The following is a 14,628-nucleotide window of genomic DNA, read 5'->3' on the forward strand; positions in this document are numbered from 1 at the left end:
ATGAGCGTATCCAGCCTGGCCAGCATCATGCTGCCTGAACCTGCCCAGATCGATGTTCTGAGCCCTTTCGATGGGCGTCTGATCGGACGCGTGCCGTGCCTCGATGCTACGGCCGTGCCCGGCTTGCTGGCGCGTGCGCGCATCGGCGTGCGCGACAGCGCCGCTCTGCCGCGCCACCGTCGGGCGCGCATTCTCGAAGACGCCGCCCACGCCATTGAGCGAGACGCCGAAGCCTTTGCCCGGCTGATCGTGGCCGAGGCGGGCAAGACCCTGCGCCAGGCCGAAAAAGAGGTGAAGCGCTGCGTCAACACCCTCAAGCTTTCGGCCGAGGAAGCGCGGCGCAACGCCGGGGAAGTGATTCCGTTCGGCGCCTATGAAGGCTCGGAGTCGCGCCAGGGCTGGTTCACCCGTGAGCCGCTGGGGCTGATCGTGGCGATCACACCGTACAACGACCCCCTCAACCTGGTCGCGCACAAACTGGGCCCGGCCATCGCCGGTGGCAATGCCGTGATCCTCAAGCCCTCGGAGCTGGCGCCGCTCTCGGCCCTCAAGCTGGTGGAGTACCTGGTCCAGGCCGGCCTGCCCGATTCGGTGGTGACCGTGGCCACCGGCGGCGTCGACCTGGGCAAGGCCCTGGTGGAAGTACGCGAGGTACGGATGATTTCCTTCACCGGCGGCTTTGCCACCGGCGAGGCCATTGCCCGCAGCGCCGGCCTGAAAAAACTGGCCATGGACCTGGGCGGCAATGCTCCGGTGCTGGTGCTGGAAGATTGCGATCTGGAGGCGACCGTAGAATCGTGCGTGTCCGGCGCCTTCTGGGCGGCCGGGCAAAACTGCATCGGCACCCAGCGCATCCTGGTGCACCGCTCGATCTACGCCGACTTCCGTGAGCGCTTTGTCCACCAGACCCGCGCCCTGGTCACCGGCGACCCCGCCCTGCGCAGCACGGATGTCGGCCCGATGATCAGCGAACAGGCCGCGCATCGCACCGAGCACTTGGTCAACAGCGCCTTGGTCGAAGGCGCCGTGCTTTTGTGCGGGCACCAGCGCCAGGCCGGCAGCTACGCGCCGACCGTACTGGAGCAGGTCAGCCACAGCAGCGCCCTCTGGCAACAGGAAGTCTTTGCCCCGGTGGTGATCCTGGAACCGTTCGAGCACCTGGACGCCGCCGTGGCCCTGGCCAACGCCCCCGAATACAGCCTGCACGCCGGCCTGTTCACCCGCGACCTGGGCAAGGCGCTGAAACTGGCCCGACAGATCGAAGCCGGCGGCGTGATGATCAACGACTCGTCCGACTACCGCTTCGACGCCATGCCCTTCGGCGGCTTCAAGTACGGCAGCCTGGGGCGCGAGGGGGTGCGGTTTGCGTATGAAGACATGACGCAGCCGAAGGTGGTTTGTATCAATGGGGTGGCGTGAGGGGCATCCGTTCTGAAGGCCGTCTTCTCGATGCCCTGTGTTTGGTTAGTCAGGAACAGGGTCAGAGACTATAATTTTTTAAAGAGTCAAATACCTGGTATGTCATCATTCCAACAAAGGCGTGTGCAACGGTTTTATAAAGGTTCCAGTGTTCTAGAACGGTTGAAAACGAAAGGCAGAAAAGTAGTGAAAGTAATAGAGCTGAAGCGTTTTTTAAAGTGAGCAATGCCGGTATTCCTGTGGTGGCTTGATAAGTGCTGGGAGGTTGTTTATGAGTGCTTATGCGATAGGCGAATCGTCAACGTGTCTGGGTACTTATGAAGGCCATAAGGCAGCCGGCCGAGAAAATGAGCAGGCCTGTCCAGAAGGTTTTATTGTTTGAGATGAGTGGCTGTGATATCCATCCGGATTTAAAGGCTAGCAGGGAGCACGTGATGGTGATAATGCCTAGGGTGAGTAAGGATATTGTGGTCATGGAGATGGGCGCCATTTACCAGTGATGGAAACGCTTCAATCCTGTATGCGTAAACTGGAGATAAGAGGTTGTATGTTGCGGTTTGTAATGACTTGGTCTTTTTATAAAGCTAACTGTACTGGATTTTGCACTGTATTATCAGTTATAGGTGTTGCATGTTGACTGTGTTTTTTTGTAAGGCGTGCTTGTGGTTATGATGTGGTTGTCGATGAATTTTAAATGCGTGATACTGGCCTATTAATCGATTCCTGCAGGGGTTGCTAAGCTTCTGCAGGAACGGCCTCTCCGACCCTTAACTAAGGCGGATGGAACAATTGAGCTTCTACCTGACTGATAGGCAGGTGCGAGATTTCTTCATCAACCACCCATTCGCACAGGAGGCCCCATATAAGACCCGTAAGGAATTCCACTAAGACCCACTGACCCAATTTCACGCTTGCCGTTGATTAGGTAGTTAGCTGCAGCAGCACCAACGATGATGCCAGCTGTTCCGGTTAAGATACTTGCACCTGCTCCGGCGCCTAAGCCGGCAATAGCCCCAATTCCGCCACCGGCTGCTCCTCCTACGGTCTCTGCGGAGACCGTTAAGCCAGTATCCGCGCCAGTAATCATAGACAGTTCTTCTTCAGTTAAGTTTCTCATTTTATATCCTTGGGGTGTGGGAGTTTATTTTGTGTTTGAATGTTTTTGGCTCAAATTTAGTAGGGTTGAATTTTTATGATATTTAGTAAATAAATGGAAAGGCTTAGCGCTATAATCATTGAGGTGTACCTGAAATATATATTGAGTTCCCAGTAATCGGAAACTGATCCTGTTGTAATAATGAGAGAGAACGGTATTAGAAAGTTGAGTATTTTTTTCAAGGCGCTACCCTTTGTTTATGCATGCCAGGTTTTGGGTTGTCGATGGCTGTTCGTTAGTTTTTAAAAATAGATTTGATCAGTGTGTCATGGGGTTTTAAAAAGTTTTAGGGGGTGGTTTGCGTCGTGACGCTTTTCTGATTGTATAGTCAGTTGTTATGCGTGCCCCATTAATTCCATGGATGTTGTGTGCTTGGAAAATGTTCTTTGTCTGCTGAAAGGCTTCCTTGCTTCCGCCATTATGAAAACAGTAATTCAATATTTGATCGAGAGGTGTGCGAACATTTTATAGTGTGTGCTGTATAGGGGGGGTTGGTTTTCGCAATCTTGGTGGGCCTAGTCATTTCAGTGCTTATTGAGATAGGTTTATGGGATCAAGGCTGAAAAGACTTTTAGGTAAAAGGACAGGGTGACGGTTAACGTGGTCATGATAAAAAATTTTATGGGTTGGGAAGGGTCCAGTTTGAAATATTTTTTTGTGATGTGCAATGTTGAGGTGGCCAGAAAAAAAGCGATGAGGCCCCAGCTAAAGCTAATGATCAGTTCTATTAGGATTGATTTAATCAAGATGGCTTCCTGTGATAATGCAGCGAGGGTTTATGAGAAGGCTGGGGCGTGCAGGGCTGTTTAGTAAGCACTTATCCTCCCCGCGATACGTGTGTGCGGGGCGCTTCAAACAGTGGTATGTATCCATCCCAGTAAAGCCCTCGCTTGGTGCCTGCATTTGCTCGCTGAAAGGGCAAGGCTCGAAATGACAGGCAACAACAGGGTTGAGTCCGTGGCAGAAAAAAACCAGTTTTTACCTGTGCTGGACGGTTATTATTGAGGTGGTGATGCTATAAAGTGAGCCTTTTTCTCAAGGCGATATTGAGTGCTGGAAACGTCAAGAAAATCCTCCCCCGTATTGATAGTTTGGTCGAACGCCATTCATGGGAAGATGGAGTGTGACAGGATCTATTGTGCCGAGTGCTTGAGCATTTTCCTGTGCCCATCTACCCACGGCAGCTCCTGCAAAAGTACCAATTGCTCCGCCAACATGTCCGCCTCTTGCAGCGCCAATGGCGCCGCCGACTAGGCCGCCTGCAGTCTCCAGTGAAACAGGAAGGTCGTTGTTGGCACCTGCAACTAGACGTTGTTCTTCTACGGTTAGGTCTCTCATGTTGTATCTTTCCTGTGATGTGTCTTTAGGTGAGCAAGATTTAGTGTTCTTGCAAATCATCGTGAGCCAGTAGTTTGTTTTTAAGTGCTTCATACGACCAGCTTAATATGAGTCCGGTTGCTCCGTATTTTAAATAGTGATAAAGATTCCAGTGTTCTATGGCCATGCTGGAAAGGAGGGCGATGATGATTGATGCTGCCATGGCGCACGTTTTTTTGATTTTGATGGTGTGGTTTTTTTTGTGGTGGGCCTTTGGTGGATTTTGATTTTTCAGGTGCGGAACCTTTGCGTGTGAGATGAGCTGGCTTCTTGTTTTTACAGTATTGCGATTTTTATTTCGCGCCCAAAATATCTGCTTTATATTGGTGTCGTGAAATATTTTTTAAGTGGCGTGATGCAATCCCACACCCCGCCACAGGGAAAACAAGCATCAATAATCCATGTCCGGCCCCCTTCGTTCCATTCAGATGGATGCAAAATAAAATCAGGGTCGTTCAGCAGGCGCTGTTCGGTATCCGGTGCCAAATGCGCCCAGATAACGTAGCCAACAGGTTGCCCTGTACAGCCAAAGAAAAAAGCAATCTGTTGATGGTCAATGGCGGGCCTCAACCAGAAATCCAGTGTCTTCATTTGAAAGGTTGATGAGCGCTTGCACATGAACATGATCATGCTGGCATAGCCCAGAGCGGCTGCTTTCTCCTGTGTTTCGATGCGCCTGCATTGAGTGCTCAAGCTATAGCGACGTGTCATTGATCATGCTCCATGTTTCACGGTAGAACTGCAGCGCCGTGCGGACCTCGTTATGACTGACGCCGAACCCGGGCAACACATCGAACGGCAATAGGTATTGCCCTGCCATGTTCACAATGAACAGGCCCGCTACAGGATCGAACTCAATGACGAGCTTATCGCTTCGCCAGAAAGGAATAGTCAGCCCTTCCTCATTTCCCAGATGCAGCTTGGCAGCCTGCATCGCTTCATCTGCCAAGGCTTGAGTGGGCAATGCTTTATCGGGCTGTGCATTGAGTCTCAGCCCTTTGATTCGGGCCGTGAGCTCATGCAATACGAGAGGGCTACGATTCAGTCGCGTGGCATTGATGGCCATGCAACGATAAAAATTCGGCTGGCTGATGCCATGCTCATTTGCAACGGAACAGGCCAACTCAAACAGCTGGTTGAAGCTTGAGTGTAACTGCTCTGCTTGCTCATCACTCAGGTTGACCCCGGCTGGTGTTACGAGCGGTGTAGTCTTTGCCTTGGCTGTCAGCAGGGCGATATACAAACGTCCAGTCCAACGCTCGTGGCCTTCCCAGTCATCGCCAAACTTTACGGTCGTTACACTGAAATCATTTCGGTCCAAAAGGTCGCGCAGGTGTTTGGAGAACGTTGCAAAAGCCGTATGATCAGCTATTGATTTCAATAGCCAGAGCGAAAATCCTGCTTGAGCGACTTCATACAGGCTTAAGTGCATGGTGTACTGGTGCGTAAAGTGTTCCAAGGCTTTCTTAAGAATGCATGCAGAATGTTCAGTGGTCAGAATCGAATACTTGCTCAGGTAATAACAAAGGCTTTCTAGGCTGTAGACCGCATGTCTGTATTCAGTATTGAACCTTTCAATGTTCAGTCGATCACTGCTGACAGCATGCGTAAACAGACGCGCGCCACTCACGTCCAGCCAGGCACCATTAAGCGCAATATTCGATTCGCTGACATTATTGTGGCTGATGTGCTTGGCACGCGAGGCCGCAAATTGCTCGGCGTATCGCGCTGCCAGTTCAAGAAGGCCGGACTCCAGTCGTTCCTGTTGGCTTGAAGCACCTGCAGTCTTTTCCGAAAAGGGCAGAAAATCCACCAGTTTCCCAATGGCCGCTTTAACCCGTTGAGCATCTTCGCCCAAGGTGTCGATGTGCTTCTGCTTGAAATAGATAGCCCGGATAAAGTGAGCTGGCCGCACGACAGGCTCACGTACGATAAGCCCGCGTATCTTGGGCTGTCCGTATTTTTCATAGGCCAGGCCGGTATCCAGAACAGCCACCGTGCGCACAGCACCATGGGGCAAGGCCTCGTGGATGATTTCAGCCCAGATGGACTCATACAACGCTGTGTGCAGGCACTGGTAACCGTCGCGATGGGACAGGTCGACCGTGTGGTCGACCAATTGATTGGGTCCCAATCCCTTGAGTTGCCAGACACCATCGAAACCGCAGCGCCCGCCGCCGCCATTTCGGGCGATCCCGTCTCCGCCATAGCGCTCGGCCATGAATGTTTTAACCTGCGCCTGATCGTTTGGGACGTTCGAGGTGTTTACAAGATAACTGTAATGGTCAAGCAGGGTGGCGCTGTCTTGCCCATTTGCCAGTGTTTCATTCAGATAAACCACACGGCACCCCTCGATTTTTTCAGTTTCAAAACTGACGAAGACTTCCGGCAGATCAACCAGTTGCTTACTGTTTATCATGGTTGAAAACGCTCCTTGCAAAAAACAGGCTGCGCCAACCCCTTGGCTTATCGTGTTCATTGTGCGCGCGGATCAACGCAGTCAGGCGTGATGGTCGATAGGGTGGCGGTGGCGATGAACTATCTTAGAACGAGGCTTTTACAAAAAACAATCATGATTTTTTAATGGTAATAATTCCTACAGACTTGAGGGGTGAGTTTTCTTACATGTGTAGGATCTTGACCCCCTACATCTGTCGGGGATGACAAGTGTCAGAGCGGTATGCAAGAATTAAACGCATCGAAAGAAGTAGTTACTTTGCTGTTTAATTGAAGAGCGTCTTTATGCACTTCAGGATTTTCAACAGCTTCGGCCAGTGCTCATCACTGAGCATTAATCGGGGCATTACAGGCTCGTATTGGTGTTGTGTGAGAATTCCAACAATACGAGCCTATTCTTTTACAGATCAATGGGTTACGTCGAAACGGCAACAGACCCTAGGGCTGTTGAGATTCAGCTTTTCTACCCCCTTCCTCTGTGATGAAATTCTGGAATGATCAGACTCGTACTCACAGACGCCCAATGGGCAAAAATGGAACTCTACTGCCTGGGAAAACCAAGCGATCCAGGCCGTAGCGGTAAAAATAATCGACTTTTTATCGAGGCCATCCTGTGGATTGTCCGAACAGGCAGTCCATGGCGTGACCTACCGGATTACTTCGGTAAATGGAACACCATTTTCAAGCGGTTTCGGGACTGGGTAAAAGCAGATGTATTCCAGCGCCTGTTTGATGTCGTGAGCGATGACCCTGACATGGAATATGCCATGGTCGACGCTACGATTGTGAAGGTTCATCGTCACGGCCAAGGCGCAAAAGGGGGACTCAGAGCCAAGCCATAGGCAAGTCCAGAGGTGGCATGACGAGCAAGATTCTGGCCCTGACAGATGCCTTGGGCAATTTGGTGCGTTTTGTTCTGCTGCCAGGTCAGCGCAACGATGTCATGGGGGTTGCCCCTTTGATCAAGGGTATTGAATTCGAAGGCTTGATTGCTGACAAGGCATTTGATGCGAACGGGTTGATTGCTGATCTGAATGAGCGAGGTGCCAAGATCGTCATCTCTCAGATGCCACAGCGTGTAGCGCCAGTGAAAATTGATCTGGAGGTGTACAAGTGGCGGCACCTGATTGAAAACTTCTTCTGCAAGCTGAAGGAGTTCAAACGCATTGCCATGCGCAGCGACAAGACCGACACAAGCTATTGCGCCATGATCAATCTTGCCGCGGCGGTCATCAACTCCCGATGAATCTCAACAGGCCCTAGGGCAGGTCAAGTTGTTCAGCAGGTTTTGCTTGTAATGAAAGCAAAAAAGACTGCCCCGGTGGCTATGGAAATAATCATCCAGTAGATCTTGCTGTTTAAGGGTTTTCTATTTGTCGGTATTGCCCAGCCGAGTTTTACAGCCAGCAGTGAGAAAGTGACAGCGAGTGCGCCGACGATAAGTAGCGTCATTGTATTGCCTCGTAATTCCATTTTTGGAAATGGAGGTGGTCGTTTAGGGGCTAGCTGTGATTGCCATTGAAGGCGTTGCCATTAATCATACCGTCGCCTATGGCGACTCCTCCTATATAAGCCGTGGCTGCCGCTGCGCCCAGGCCTACCAGCCCAACAGGGTTGGAAACAATGACGATGGAAACACTTACTGCGGCTACACCCGCGCTCACCTCGCCCCAATCGGTTCCGCCCGATACCATTGTCCACTCGTTGTCTGTTAGATCTCTCATGTAAGATTCCTTAAATAGGATGGGATGAGTTGGTTTGACGTCAATTCGCTAATTTGTTGGTCCGGTTTTTGTGTGTTTTCTCCTTTTTGCTGTTTTTAGGTGTGTAGAAGGTCTTGTGGTCTATAGGTATGGTTTAGGATGACGGTGGCGATGAACTATCTTAGAACGAGGCTTTTACAAAAAACAATCATGATTTTTTAATGGTAATAATTCCTACAGGCTTGAGGGGTAAGTTTTCTTACATGTGTAGGATCTTGACCCCCCTACATCTGTCGGGGATGACAAGTGTCAAGGCGGTGTGCAAGAATTAAACACATCGAAAGAAGTAGTTACTTTGCTGTTTACTTAAAGAGCGTCTTTATGCAAGACGCTCTTCGGTCTTCTATTGGCCAAGGATAAGGCTGTGATACCTGAAACTCCGCTGTTTCGAAAGGAAGCGCTTGCCTCGCGGCAGGTCAACTGGCTGGGTGAAATCATCCTCATCAGGCCCATTTCCTTCGCTGTACTGACCTTGATGGCTGTGCTGTTTGCGGCGCTGGTCATTGTGTTCTTCCTGTACGGCAGCTACACCAAGCGCAGCACCGTGCCCGGTCAACTGGTGCCTTCGTCGGGGCAGTTGAAAATACACACCCCTCACTCTGGCGTGGTCGTTGAACGCTTTGTTGAGGAGGGCCAGGCGATCAAACAGGGCGATCCGTTGTTTCGGCTCTCTATCGAGCGTTTTTCCAGTGTTGCAGAGTCGGTTCAGGCCGCCGTGGGCAACCAGTTGGCGAATCGACGTCAATCCCTTGAGCAGGAACTGAAGAAGCAAAAGCAGCTGCACGCCGAAGAGCGGCAAAGCCTGCAGAGCAAGCGGGCCAACCTGCGCCTCGAACTCAAGACACTGGAGCAGCAACAGGCGAGTCAGGAAAAACGCGTGCAGTTGGCCGCCAATGCAGCGCAGCGCTATCAGGGATTGATGGAAAAAGGCTACATCTCCATGGATCAACTTCAGCAGCGTCAGGCCGAGCTGTTGGCGCAGCGTCAGGTTCTGCAAGGCCTGGTGCGTGAATCCACGGTGCTGAAGCAGAAGCTGATCGAGCGTCAACATGAGCTGGCGGGACTTTCCGCGCTGCACGAGAACCAGCTGGCCGGTATTCATCGTGCGTTGTCCAGTCTTCAGCAAGAGATCATCGAAAGCGAAGCCATGCGCATGCTCGTGATCAAGGCACCGCAGGATGGCGTGGCTACCGCTGTGCTGGTCGAGCCAGGCCAGGCCGTGGACAGCTCGGTATCGATGATGAGCCTTGTGCCTGTGCACGCCGATCTGCAAGCCGAACTGTATGCGCCCAGCAAGACGATCGGCTTCATTCAGGCCGGCGACCCGGTGATGGTTCGCTACCAGGCGTATCCGTACCAGAAGTTCGGCCAGCATCGCGGCAAGGTGATGTCCGTTTCCAGGGCAACCCTGTCCGCGACAGAGCTGGCCAGCATGACCGGCACCCTTCCCGGGCTGGGCCTCAATGGCGAGCAGATCTATCGCCTGCGCGTCGAGCTGGAGGCGCAATCGGTAATGGCATACGGCAAATCAAAAGCGCTGCAGATCGGCATGTTGCTTGAGGCCGACATTCTTCAGGACTCGCGTCACCTCTATGAGTGGGTGCTTGAACCGCTTTACAGCCTGTCCGGCAAACTTCAGGACTGAATAAATGAATTATCTGGATGCAATCAGCTTGCGCTGGGGACGGCGGCTGCCGCTGATTCTACAAACCGAAGCGACAGAGTGCGGGTTGGCCTGTCTGGCCATGATCGCGGGGTACCATGGCCATCACGCGACACTGACGGAGTTGCGCCGCCGGTTCAGCGTGTCACTCAAGGGCATTACTCTCAGGCAACTGATGCAGGCCGCTGATGAATTGAACCTGGGCACACGGGCCGTAAGGCTTGAGCTGGACGACTTGGGCAAGCTCAAATTGCCTTGTGTGTTGCACTGGAACTTCAACCACTTCGTGGTGCTCCAGGGCGTCGAGGGTCAGTGCCTGACGGTGTACGACCCTGCCCAGGGCGTTCGTCGGCTGAGCCAGGACCAGGCAAGCCAGTCATTTACCGGTGCGGCCCTTGAGGTCTGGCCTGGCAATGACTTTGCCCACCAGCCGCCCAAGCCACACGTCAGGTTATTGAGCCTGCTGGGGCGGGTCAGCGGTCTTTATGCTTCGTTGATACAGGTGCTGTTGCTGGCTCTGGCGCTTGAAGTGTTTGCACTGGTCAGCCCGTTTCTACTGCAATGGACCATCGACACGGTATTGATCACTCAAGACCGGGCGCTGCTGACGACATTGCTGATCGGTTTTGGCTTGCTGCTGCTGATGCAGCAAACGCTAAGTACGGCACGGGCCTGGGTGATGCTTCATATGAGCACGCTGTTGAGCGTGCAATGGCGGGCCAACGTCTTCAGCCACTTGCTGCGTCTGCCGATCCACTATTTTGAAAAGCGCCATCTGGGCGATGTGGTTTCACGCTTCGGTGCTGTCGGTCAGATACAGCAGACCCTGACAGCCGCGTTCTTTTCTACGTTGCTGGATGGCCTGATGGCCATCGCGACGCTCTTTCTCATGTTTCTCTACAGTCCGCTGCTTGCCTCGATAGCACTGGCGGCAATGACGCTTTATGCCTTGCTTCGTTGGGCGTGGTACCGCCCCCTGCGGCGGGCAAGTGAAGAGCAGATTATTCACGCCGCCCGCCAGGAAAGCCATTTTCTGGAAACGGTGCGCGGCATACGGACCTTGAAGTTGTTCCAGCGCCAGACCGAGCGTCGATCTGCCTGGCTGGCATTACTGGTGGAACAGATCAATGCAGGGCTGCGGACCCAGAAACTTCAATTGGTATATACCCAGTTCAATGCCCTGATTTTCGGGGTTGAGCATTTGCTGGCCATCGGGCTGGGCGCCTCTCTGGTGATGGATAACCGCTTTACGGTCGGTGTGCTGATGGCGTTCATGGCGTACAAGTCGCAATTTGTCAGTCGCGTTGCCCGATTGATCGATCATCTGTTTGAGCTGCACATGTTGCGCTTGCAGGGCGAGCGCCTGGCCGACATCGTGTTGCATCCACCCGAAGACGGTGGCGAGGTGTCGAATGTCATCACCCTGAATTCAATGCCGGCAGACATTGTTATCCGCAATGTGAAATACCGTTATGGCGAGCAAGAGCCCTTTGTGTTGAACGGCATTGACTTGTGTATTGCACAAGGCGAGTCGGTGGCCATTACCGGCGCTTCAGGCTGTGGAAAAAGTACCTTGATCAATCTGCTTTTGGGCATACATAAACCCACCGAGGGGCAGATACAGATTGCCGGGCTCGACCTTGAACGAACAGGCACGCAAGGCCTGTGCAACAGGATTGCCACGGTGTTGCAGGACGATTCTCTGTTTGCCGGCTCACTGGCCGACAATATCGCTTTCTTCGAGCCCGGCCCGGATCTGGAGCGGGTCATGGCGTGCGCGGCCAAGGCGTCGATCCATGCGGATATTCTAGGCATGCCCATGGGCTACAACACGCTCGTGGGTGATATGGGGACTGTGTTGTCGGGTGGGCAGAAGCAGCGTGTGCTGCTGGCCAGGGCGCTGTATAAAAAGCCCGACATTCTGATTCTTGACGAGGCCACCAGCCATCTGGATGTCCAATGCGAGCAGCGTGTCAATGAGGCCGTCGGTGCGCTGAACGTGACGCGCATTATTGTGGCCCATCGCGCAGAGTCCATTGCTTCGGCCGATCGTGTGGTACGGATCGAAGCCGGCCGGATTGCTTGCGATACACGGCGCTCAAGCCCGGTGCGTCAACCGGTTGAGGGTGTCGCATTGTGAAAAGCATTCTGTTTACGTGTGCGTTGCTGGGAAGCTTCTGGTGCTTGCCACGCGGAAGTCTGGCGCTGGATCGGGAGGCCCTGGCCACTGATGTTCAGGTTTCACGCACAGTGACCGAGGCATTCAAGGCGAGGAGGGAGGATTGCAACGACTCGTCCATGCCGACGTTTCTGACGCTGGAAAACATGATCGAGCGTGTGCTGTGTCACGACCCTCTCACCCGACAGCGTTGGGCCAGCGCCAGGGCTCAGGCCGCCATGGTCAGGGTCAGGCAATCGGCCTACCTGCCCAGACTCGATGCGACGCTTGGCAGTAACAGTGGCCGTAGCGATACGGCTTATAAACAACGCAATGACGCGGTCGGTGGCCGTCAGCGCCGCTTCGAGCGCCGCTTGAACCTGAGTTGGGTGCTGTTCGATTTCGGTCGGCGCGATTCGGGCCTGCTTCATGCCCATAATTTGTTGGTTGCAGCGAATGCCCACTATGACAGGCACTTGCAAGAAGCTTTCGCAGGCGCCGCACAGTTGTATTACCAGGCGTTGGCCGCCCGGCACAACCTGCTTGTCGCCCGGCAGGTCACTGCACTGGCGACGCAAAACGTCAACGTTGCCAATGCCCGATATGAAGCAGGAGCTGCTGCGCTTTCCGATCGCCTGCAAGCACAGACCGCTCACTCACGTGCGCAACTCAACGAAGTGCGCGCCGAGGGCGCCTTGCGCAGTGTCAAGGGCGTCATTGCGCTGCAAACAGGGTTGCCTGCGCAGGTGGAGCTGGAACTGGTGGGTGATCTGAGTCGGCGGGTAGGCATGGACTTTTTCGACAGCCTCGATGACCTGCTTGAGCAGGCGCTGCAGCAACATCCATCGCTGGTGGCGGCCAGAGCGAACGTCAATGCGGCCAAGGCGGACATTGACGAGCGCCGTGCGGCGGGCCGTCCTGTCCTGTCGTTGACCGCCAACCTTTCCGATGTGAAGACCCGGCAACCCATGGCGCTCAATGGTGACAGCCACGCACGCAACAACAGTGTGGGTCTGCAACTGAGCATTGCCTTGTTCGACGGCTTCGAGAATACCCATCACGTGCGCAGGGCCCAGGCACACCTGGCGGCCACCGAAGCGCAGTTGCTGGATGAAGAGCGGCGCCTCTCGCTGACGCTGTGGAGCACCTATCAAGCGTTGAAAGTCGAGTCGCTCGCGCTACAAAACACAGCGCAGTGGGTAGAGCAGTCAAGGCAGACGCTGAGCGTGGTGCAAGGCCGGTATCGTGCGGGCGTCGGCAGCATGATCGAGTCGCTGGATGCCTTGACCGCCTATGCGGCCGCCGAACAGCAGCATATCAATACGTTGAACGCCTGGCAGGAAACACGGCTGAAGCTGGCAGCGAGTCTGGGAACGCTGGGTTTCTGGACGCTGTAGCCGTGAGGTGAATCTGTGAAGACGGTGTGTGCGTGCGTTTTTTATCGAGAGATTCAATGGGTTTTAATAACAGGTCAAAGGGCGTTGTGACGGACGGCGCTCGTTCTTTTTTCGCCCACACATTGTCCCTGCTGTCGTTGTACTGGAAGGGCGAAGAGAAAGTATTCGCCTGGGCAGGCCTGGTCGCCTTGATGGTGCTTTCTTTACTGTCCGTGGCGACCGCCCTGGCAATCAATGAATGGTACAAGCACTTCTATAATGCAGTTCAGGCCCTTGATGAGTCCGGTTTTTATCGACTGATCATTCTCTTCGTGGTGATGGTCCTGTTTTCCGTCGGGCGATTGGTGCTCAGCAACTATCTGGTTGATGTATTCGCCCTCAAGTGGCGTCGCTGGCTGACCCAGCATTATCTTTGCGCCTGGGTCATCGAGTCGAGGTGTCCCACGCAGGTTGCACAATGCATCGATAATCCGGATCAACGCATTGCCGAGGATATTCATACATTCACTTATGAGACCCTTGACCTGGCGTGTGGCCTTGTCTACACCGTAGCCAGTGTTGTTTCGTTCAGCGTGGTGCTGATCAGCATTTCAGGCGAAGCCTCCTTCTGGGGCGTTACAGTGCCCGCTCATATGTTCTGGGTGGCGATTCTCTATGCCGTGGCAGGGACCTGGCTGAGCCAGAAAATCGGCCGCAGACTGGTCTCGCTCAGTAACAGGCAACAACGCTCTGAAGCGGACTTCAGGTATGTGCTGGTCCGGTTCAGGGACGGTTTCAACGTGCGTAGGCAGGACGCGAGCCGTCATCAAGAGAAGGCCTGCATCAGCGCCAGGCTGGATGTCAGCCTGGCCAATACGCGACGCACCATCAAGGTCAAGATGCGCCTGGCCCTGTTCACCGAAAGCTACCGCAGGTTTTCCCTTGTGTTCAGCAGTGTACTGGCCGTGCCACGCTTTTTTTCCGGCACCCTCATGTTTGGCGATGTCATGCAGATCAATTCGGCTTTTGGCAATCTGTGTGGAAACCTGAGCTGGTTCATCAATGCCTATCATCGCCTTGCTGACTGGAAAGCCACGACCGACCGGCTCATCGCCTTCGAGGTCACGCTTGTGCAGCTTGCTCAGGGCGAGGTGATCGATCCGGCGCTGCACAGCCCTACCCACCGGCCGCCCACCGACAATTGATTGGCTGCATGCATCTGCCTCACCACCCCATCCGAAGAGGCTGCTTTCCCGGCA

General features: G+C 53.8%; 11 protein-coding genes and 1 pseudogene. 6 read left to right on the plus strand and 6 right to left on the minus strand.

Annotation, left to right across the window (positions count from 1 at the left end; all coding sequences use genetic code 11):
• Positions 1 to 1,419 (plus strand): aldehyde dehydrogenase family protein, encoded by a 1,419-nt coding sequence (locus tag ASF84_RS02390; RefSeq protein WP_056834832.1) that lies wholly within the window; start codon positions 1 to 3, stop codon positions 1,417 to 1,419.
• 832 nt (positions 1,420 to 2,251) lie between these two features.
• Here ASF84_RS02390 and ASF84_RS28270 read toward each other — a convergent pair.
• The 4 genes from ASF84_RS28270 to ASF84_RS02410 all read right to left on the minus strand — a co-directional run bounded on the left by ASF84_RS28270 (position 2,252) and on the right by ASF84_RS02410 (position 6,371).
• Positions 2,252 to 2,536: a hypothetical protein gene (locus ASF84_RS28270; protein WP_082481268.1), complete on the minus strand. Its 285-nt coding sequence runs from the start codon at positions 2,534 to 2,536 to the stop codon at positions 2,252 to 2,254.
• A 1,101-nt stretch (positions 2,537 to 3,637) separates the two neighbouring features.
• Positions 3,638 to 4,006: a hypothetical protein gene (locus ASF84_RS28930; RefSeq protein WP_156684130.1), complete on the minus strand. Its 369-nt coding sequence runs from the start codon at positions 4,004 to 4,006 to the stop codon at positions 3,638 to 3,640.
• 264 nt (positions 4,007 to 4,270) lie between these two features.
• On the minus strand, positions 4,271 to 4,663 hold the full coding sequence (locus ASF84_RS02405) for a toxin-activating lysine-acyltransferase (RefSeq protein WP_056834839.1): 393 nt from the start codon (positions 4,661 to 4,663) through the stop codon (positions 4,271 to 4,273).
• A complete protein-coding gene (locus ASF84_RS02410) occupies positions 4,647 to 6,371 on the minus strand; it encodes a hypothetical protein (protein ID WP_056834840.1) in 1,725 nt (574 codons plus the stop codon). The genes ASF84_RS02405 and ASF84_RS02410 overlap by 17 nt, the downstream gene beginning before the upstream one ends.
• Before the next feature lie 571 nt (positions 6,372 to 6,942).
• Between ASF84_RS02410 and ASF84_RS28275 the strand changes: the two are divergent.
• Positions 6,943 to 7,655, plus strand: a pseudogene (locus ASF84_RS28275) (IS5 family transposase).
• Between the two features lie 32 nt (positions 7,656 to 7,687).
• On the opposite strand, the gene ASF84_RS28935 reads toward ASF84_RS28275, so the two are convergent.
• Positions 7,688 to 7,861, minus strand: a complete 174-nt coding sequence (locus tag ASF84_RS28935) for a hypothetical protein (RefSeq protein ID WP_156684132.1) — start codon at positions 7,859 to 7,861, stop codon at positions 7,688 to 7,690.
• Positions 7,862 to 7,911: 50 nt separating this feature from the next.
• Positions 7,912 to 8,133, minus strand: a complete 222-nt coding sequence (locus tag ASF84_RS02425) for a hypothetical protein (protein WP_056834845.1) — start codon at positions 8,131 to 8,133, stop codon at positions 7,912 to 7,914.
• 421 nt (positions 8,134 to 8,554) lie between these two features.
• Here ASF84_RS02425 and ASF84_RS02430 point away from each other — a divergent pair, with 421 nt between their 5' ends.
• The 4 genes from ASF84_RS02430 (at position 8,555) to ASF84_RS02445 (ending at position 14,574) form a co-directional block, all read left to right on the plus strand.
• Positions 8,555 to 9,817 (plus strand): HlyD family secretion protein, encoded by a 1,263-nt coding sequence (locus tag ASF84_RS02430; RefSeq protein WP_056835344.1) that lies wholly within the window; start codon positions 8,555 to 8,557, stop codon positions 9,815 to 9,817.
• Positions 9,818 to 9,821: 4 nt separating this feature from the next.
• Positions 9,822 to 11,975 carry a peptidase domain-containing ABC transporter gene (locus ASF84_RS02435; protein ID WP_056834847.1) on the plus strand — a complete coding sequence of 718 codons (2,154 nt, stop codon included), beginning with the start codon at positions 9,822 to 9,824 and terminating at the stop codon, positions 11,973 to 11,975.
• Positions 11,976 to 12,133: 158 nt separating this feature from the next.
• On the plus strand, positions 12,134 to 13,390 hold the full coding sequence (locus tag ASF84_RS02440) for a TolC family protein (RefSeq protein WP_056834849.1): 1,257 nt from the start codon (positions 12,134 to 12,136) through the stop codon (positions 13,388 to 13,390).
• Between the two features lie 56 nt (positions 13,391 to 13,446).
• On the plus strand, positions 13,447 to 14,574 hold the full coding sequence (locus ASF84_RS02445; RefSeq protein WP_082481273.1) for an SbmA/BacA-like family transporter: 1,128 nt from the start codon (positions 13,447 to 13,449) through the stop codon (positions 14,572 to 14,574).
• The last annotated feature ends 54 nt before the right edge of the window (positions 14,575 to 14,628 follow it).

Source organism: Pseudomonas sp. Leaf127, assembly GCF_001423155.1.
In the GTDB taxonomy this organism is placed as follows: domain Bacteria; phylum Pseudomonadota; class Gammaproteobacteria; order Pseudomonadales; family Pseudomonadaceae; genus Aquipseudomonas; species Aquipseudomonas ovata.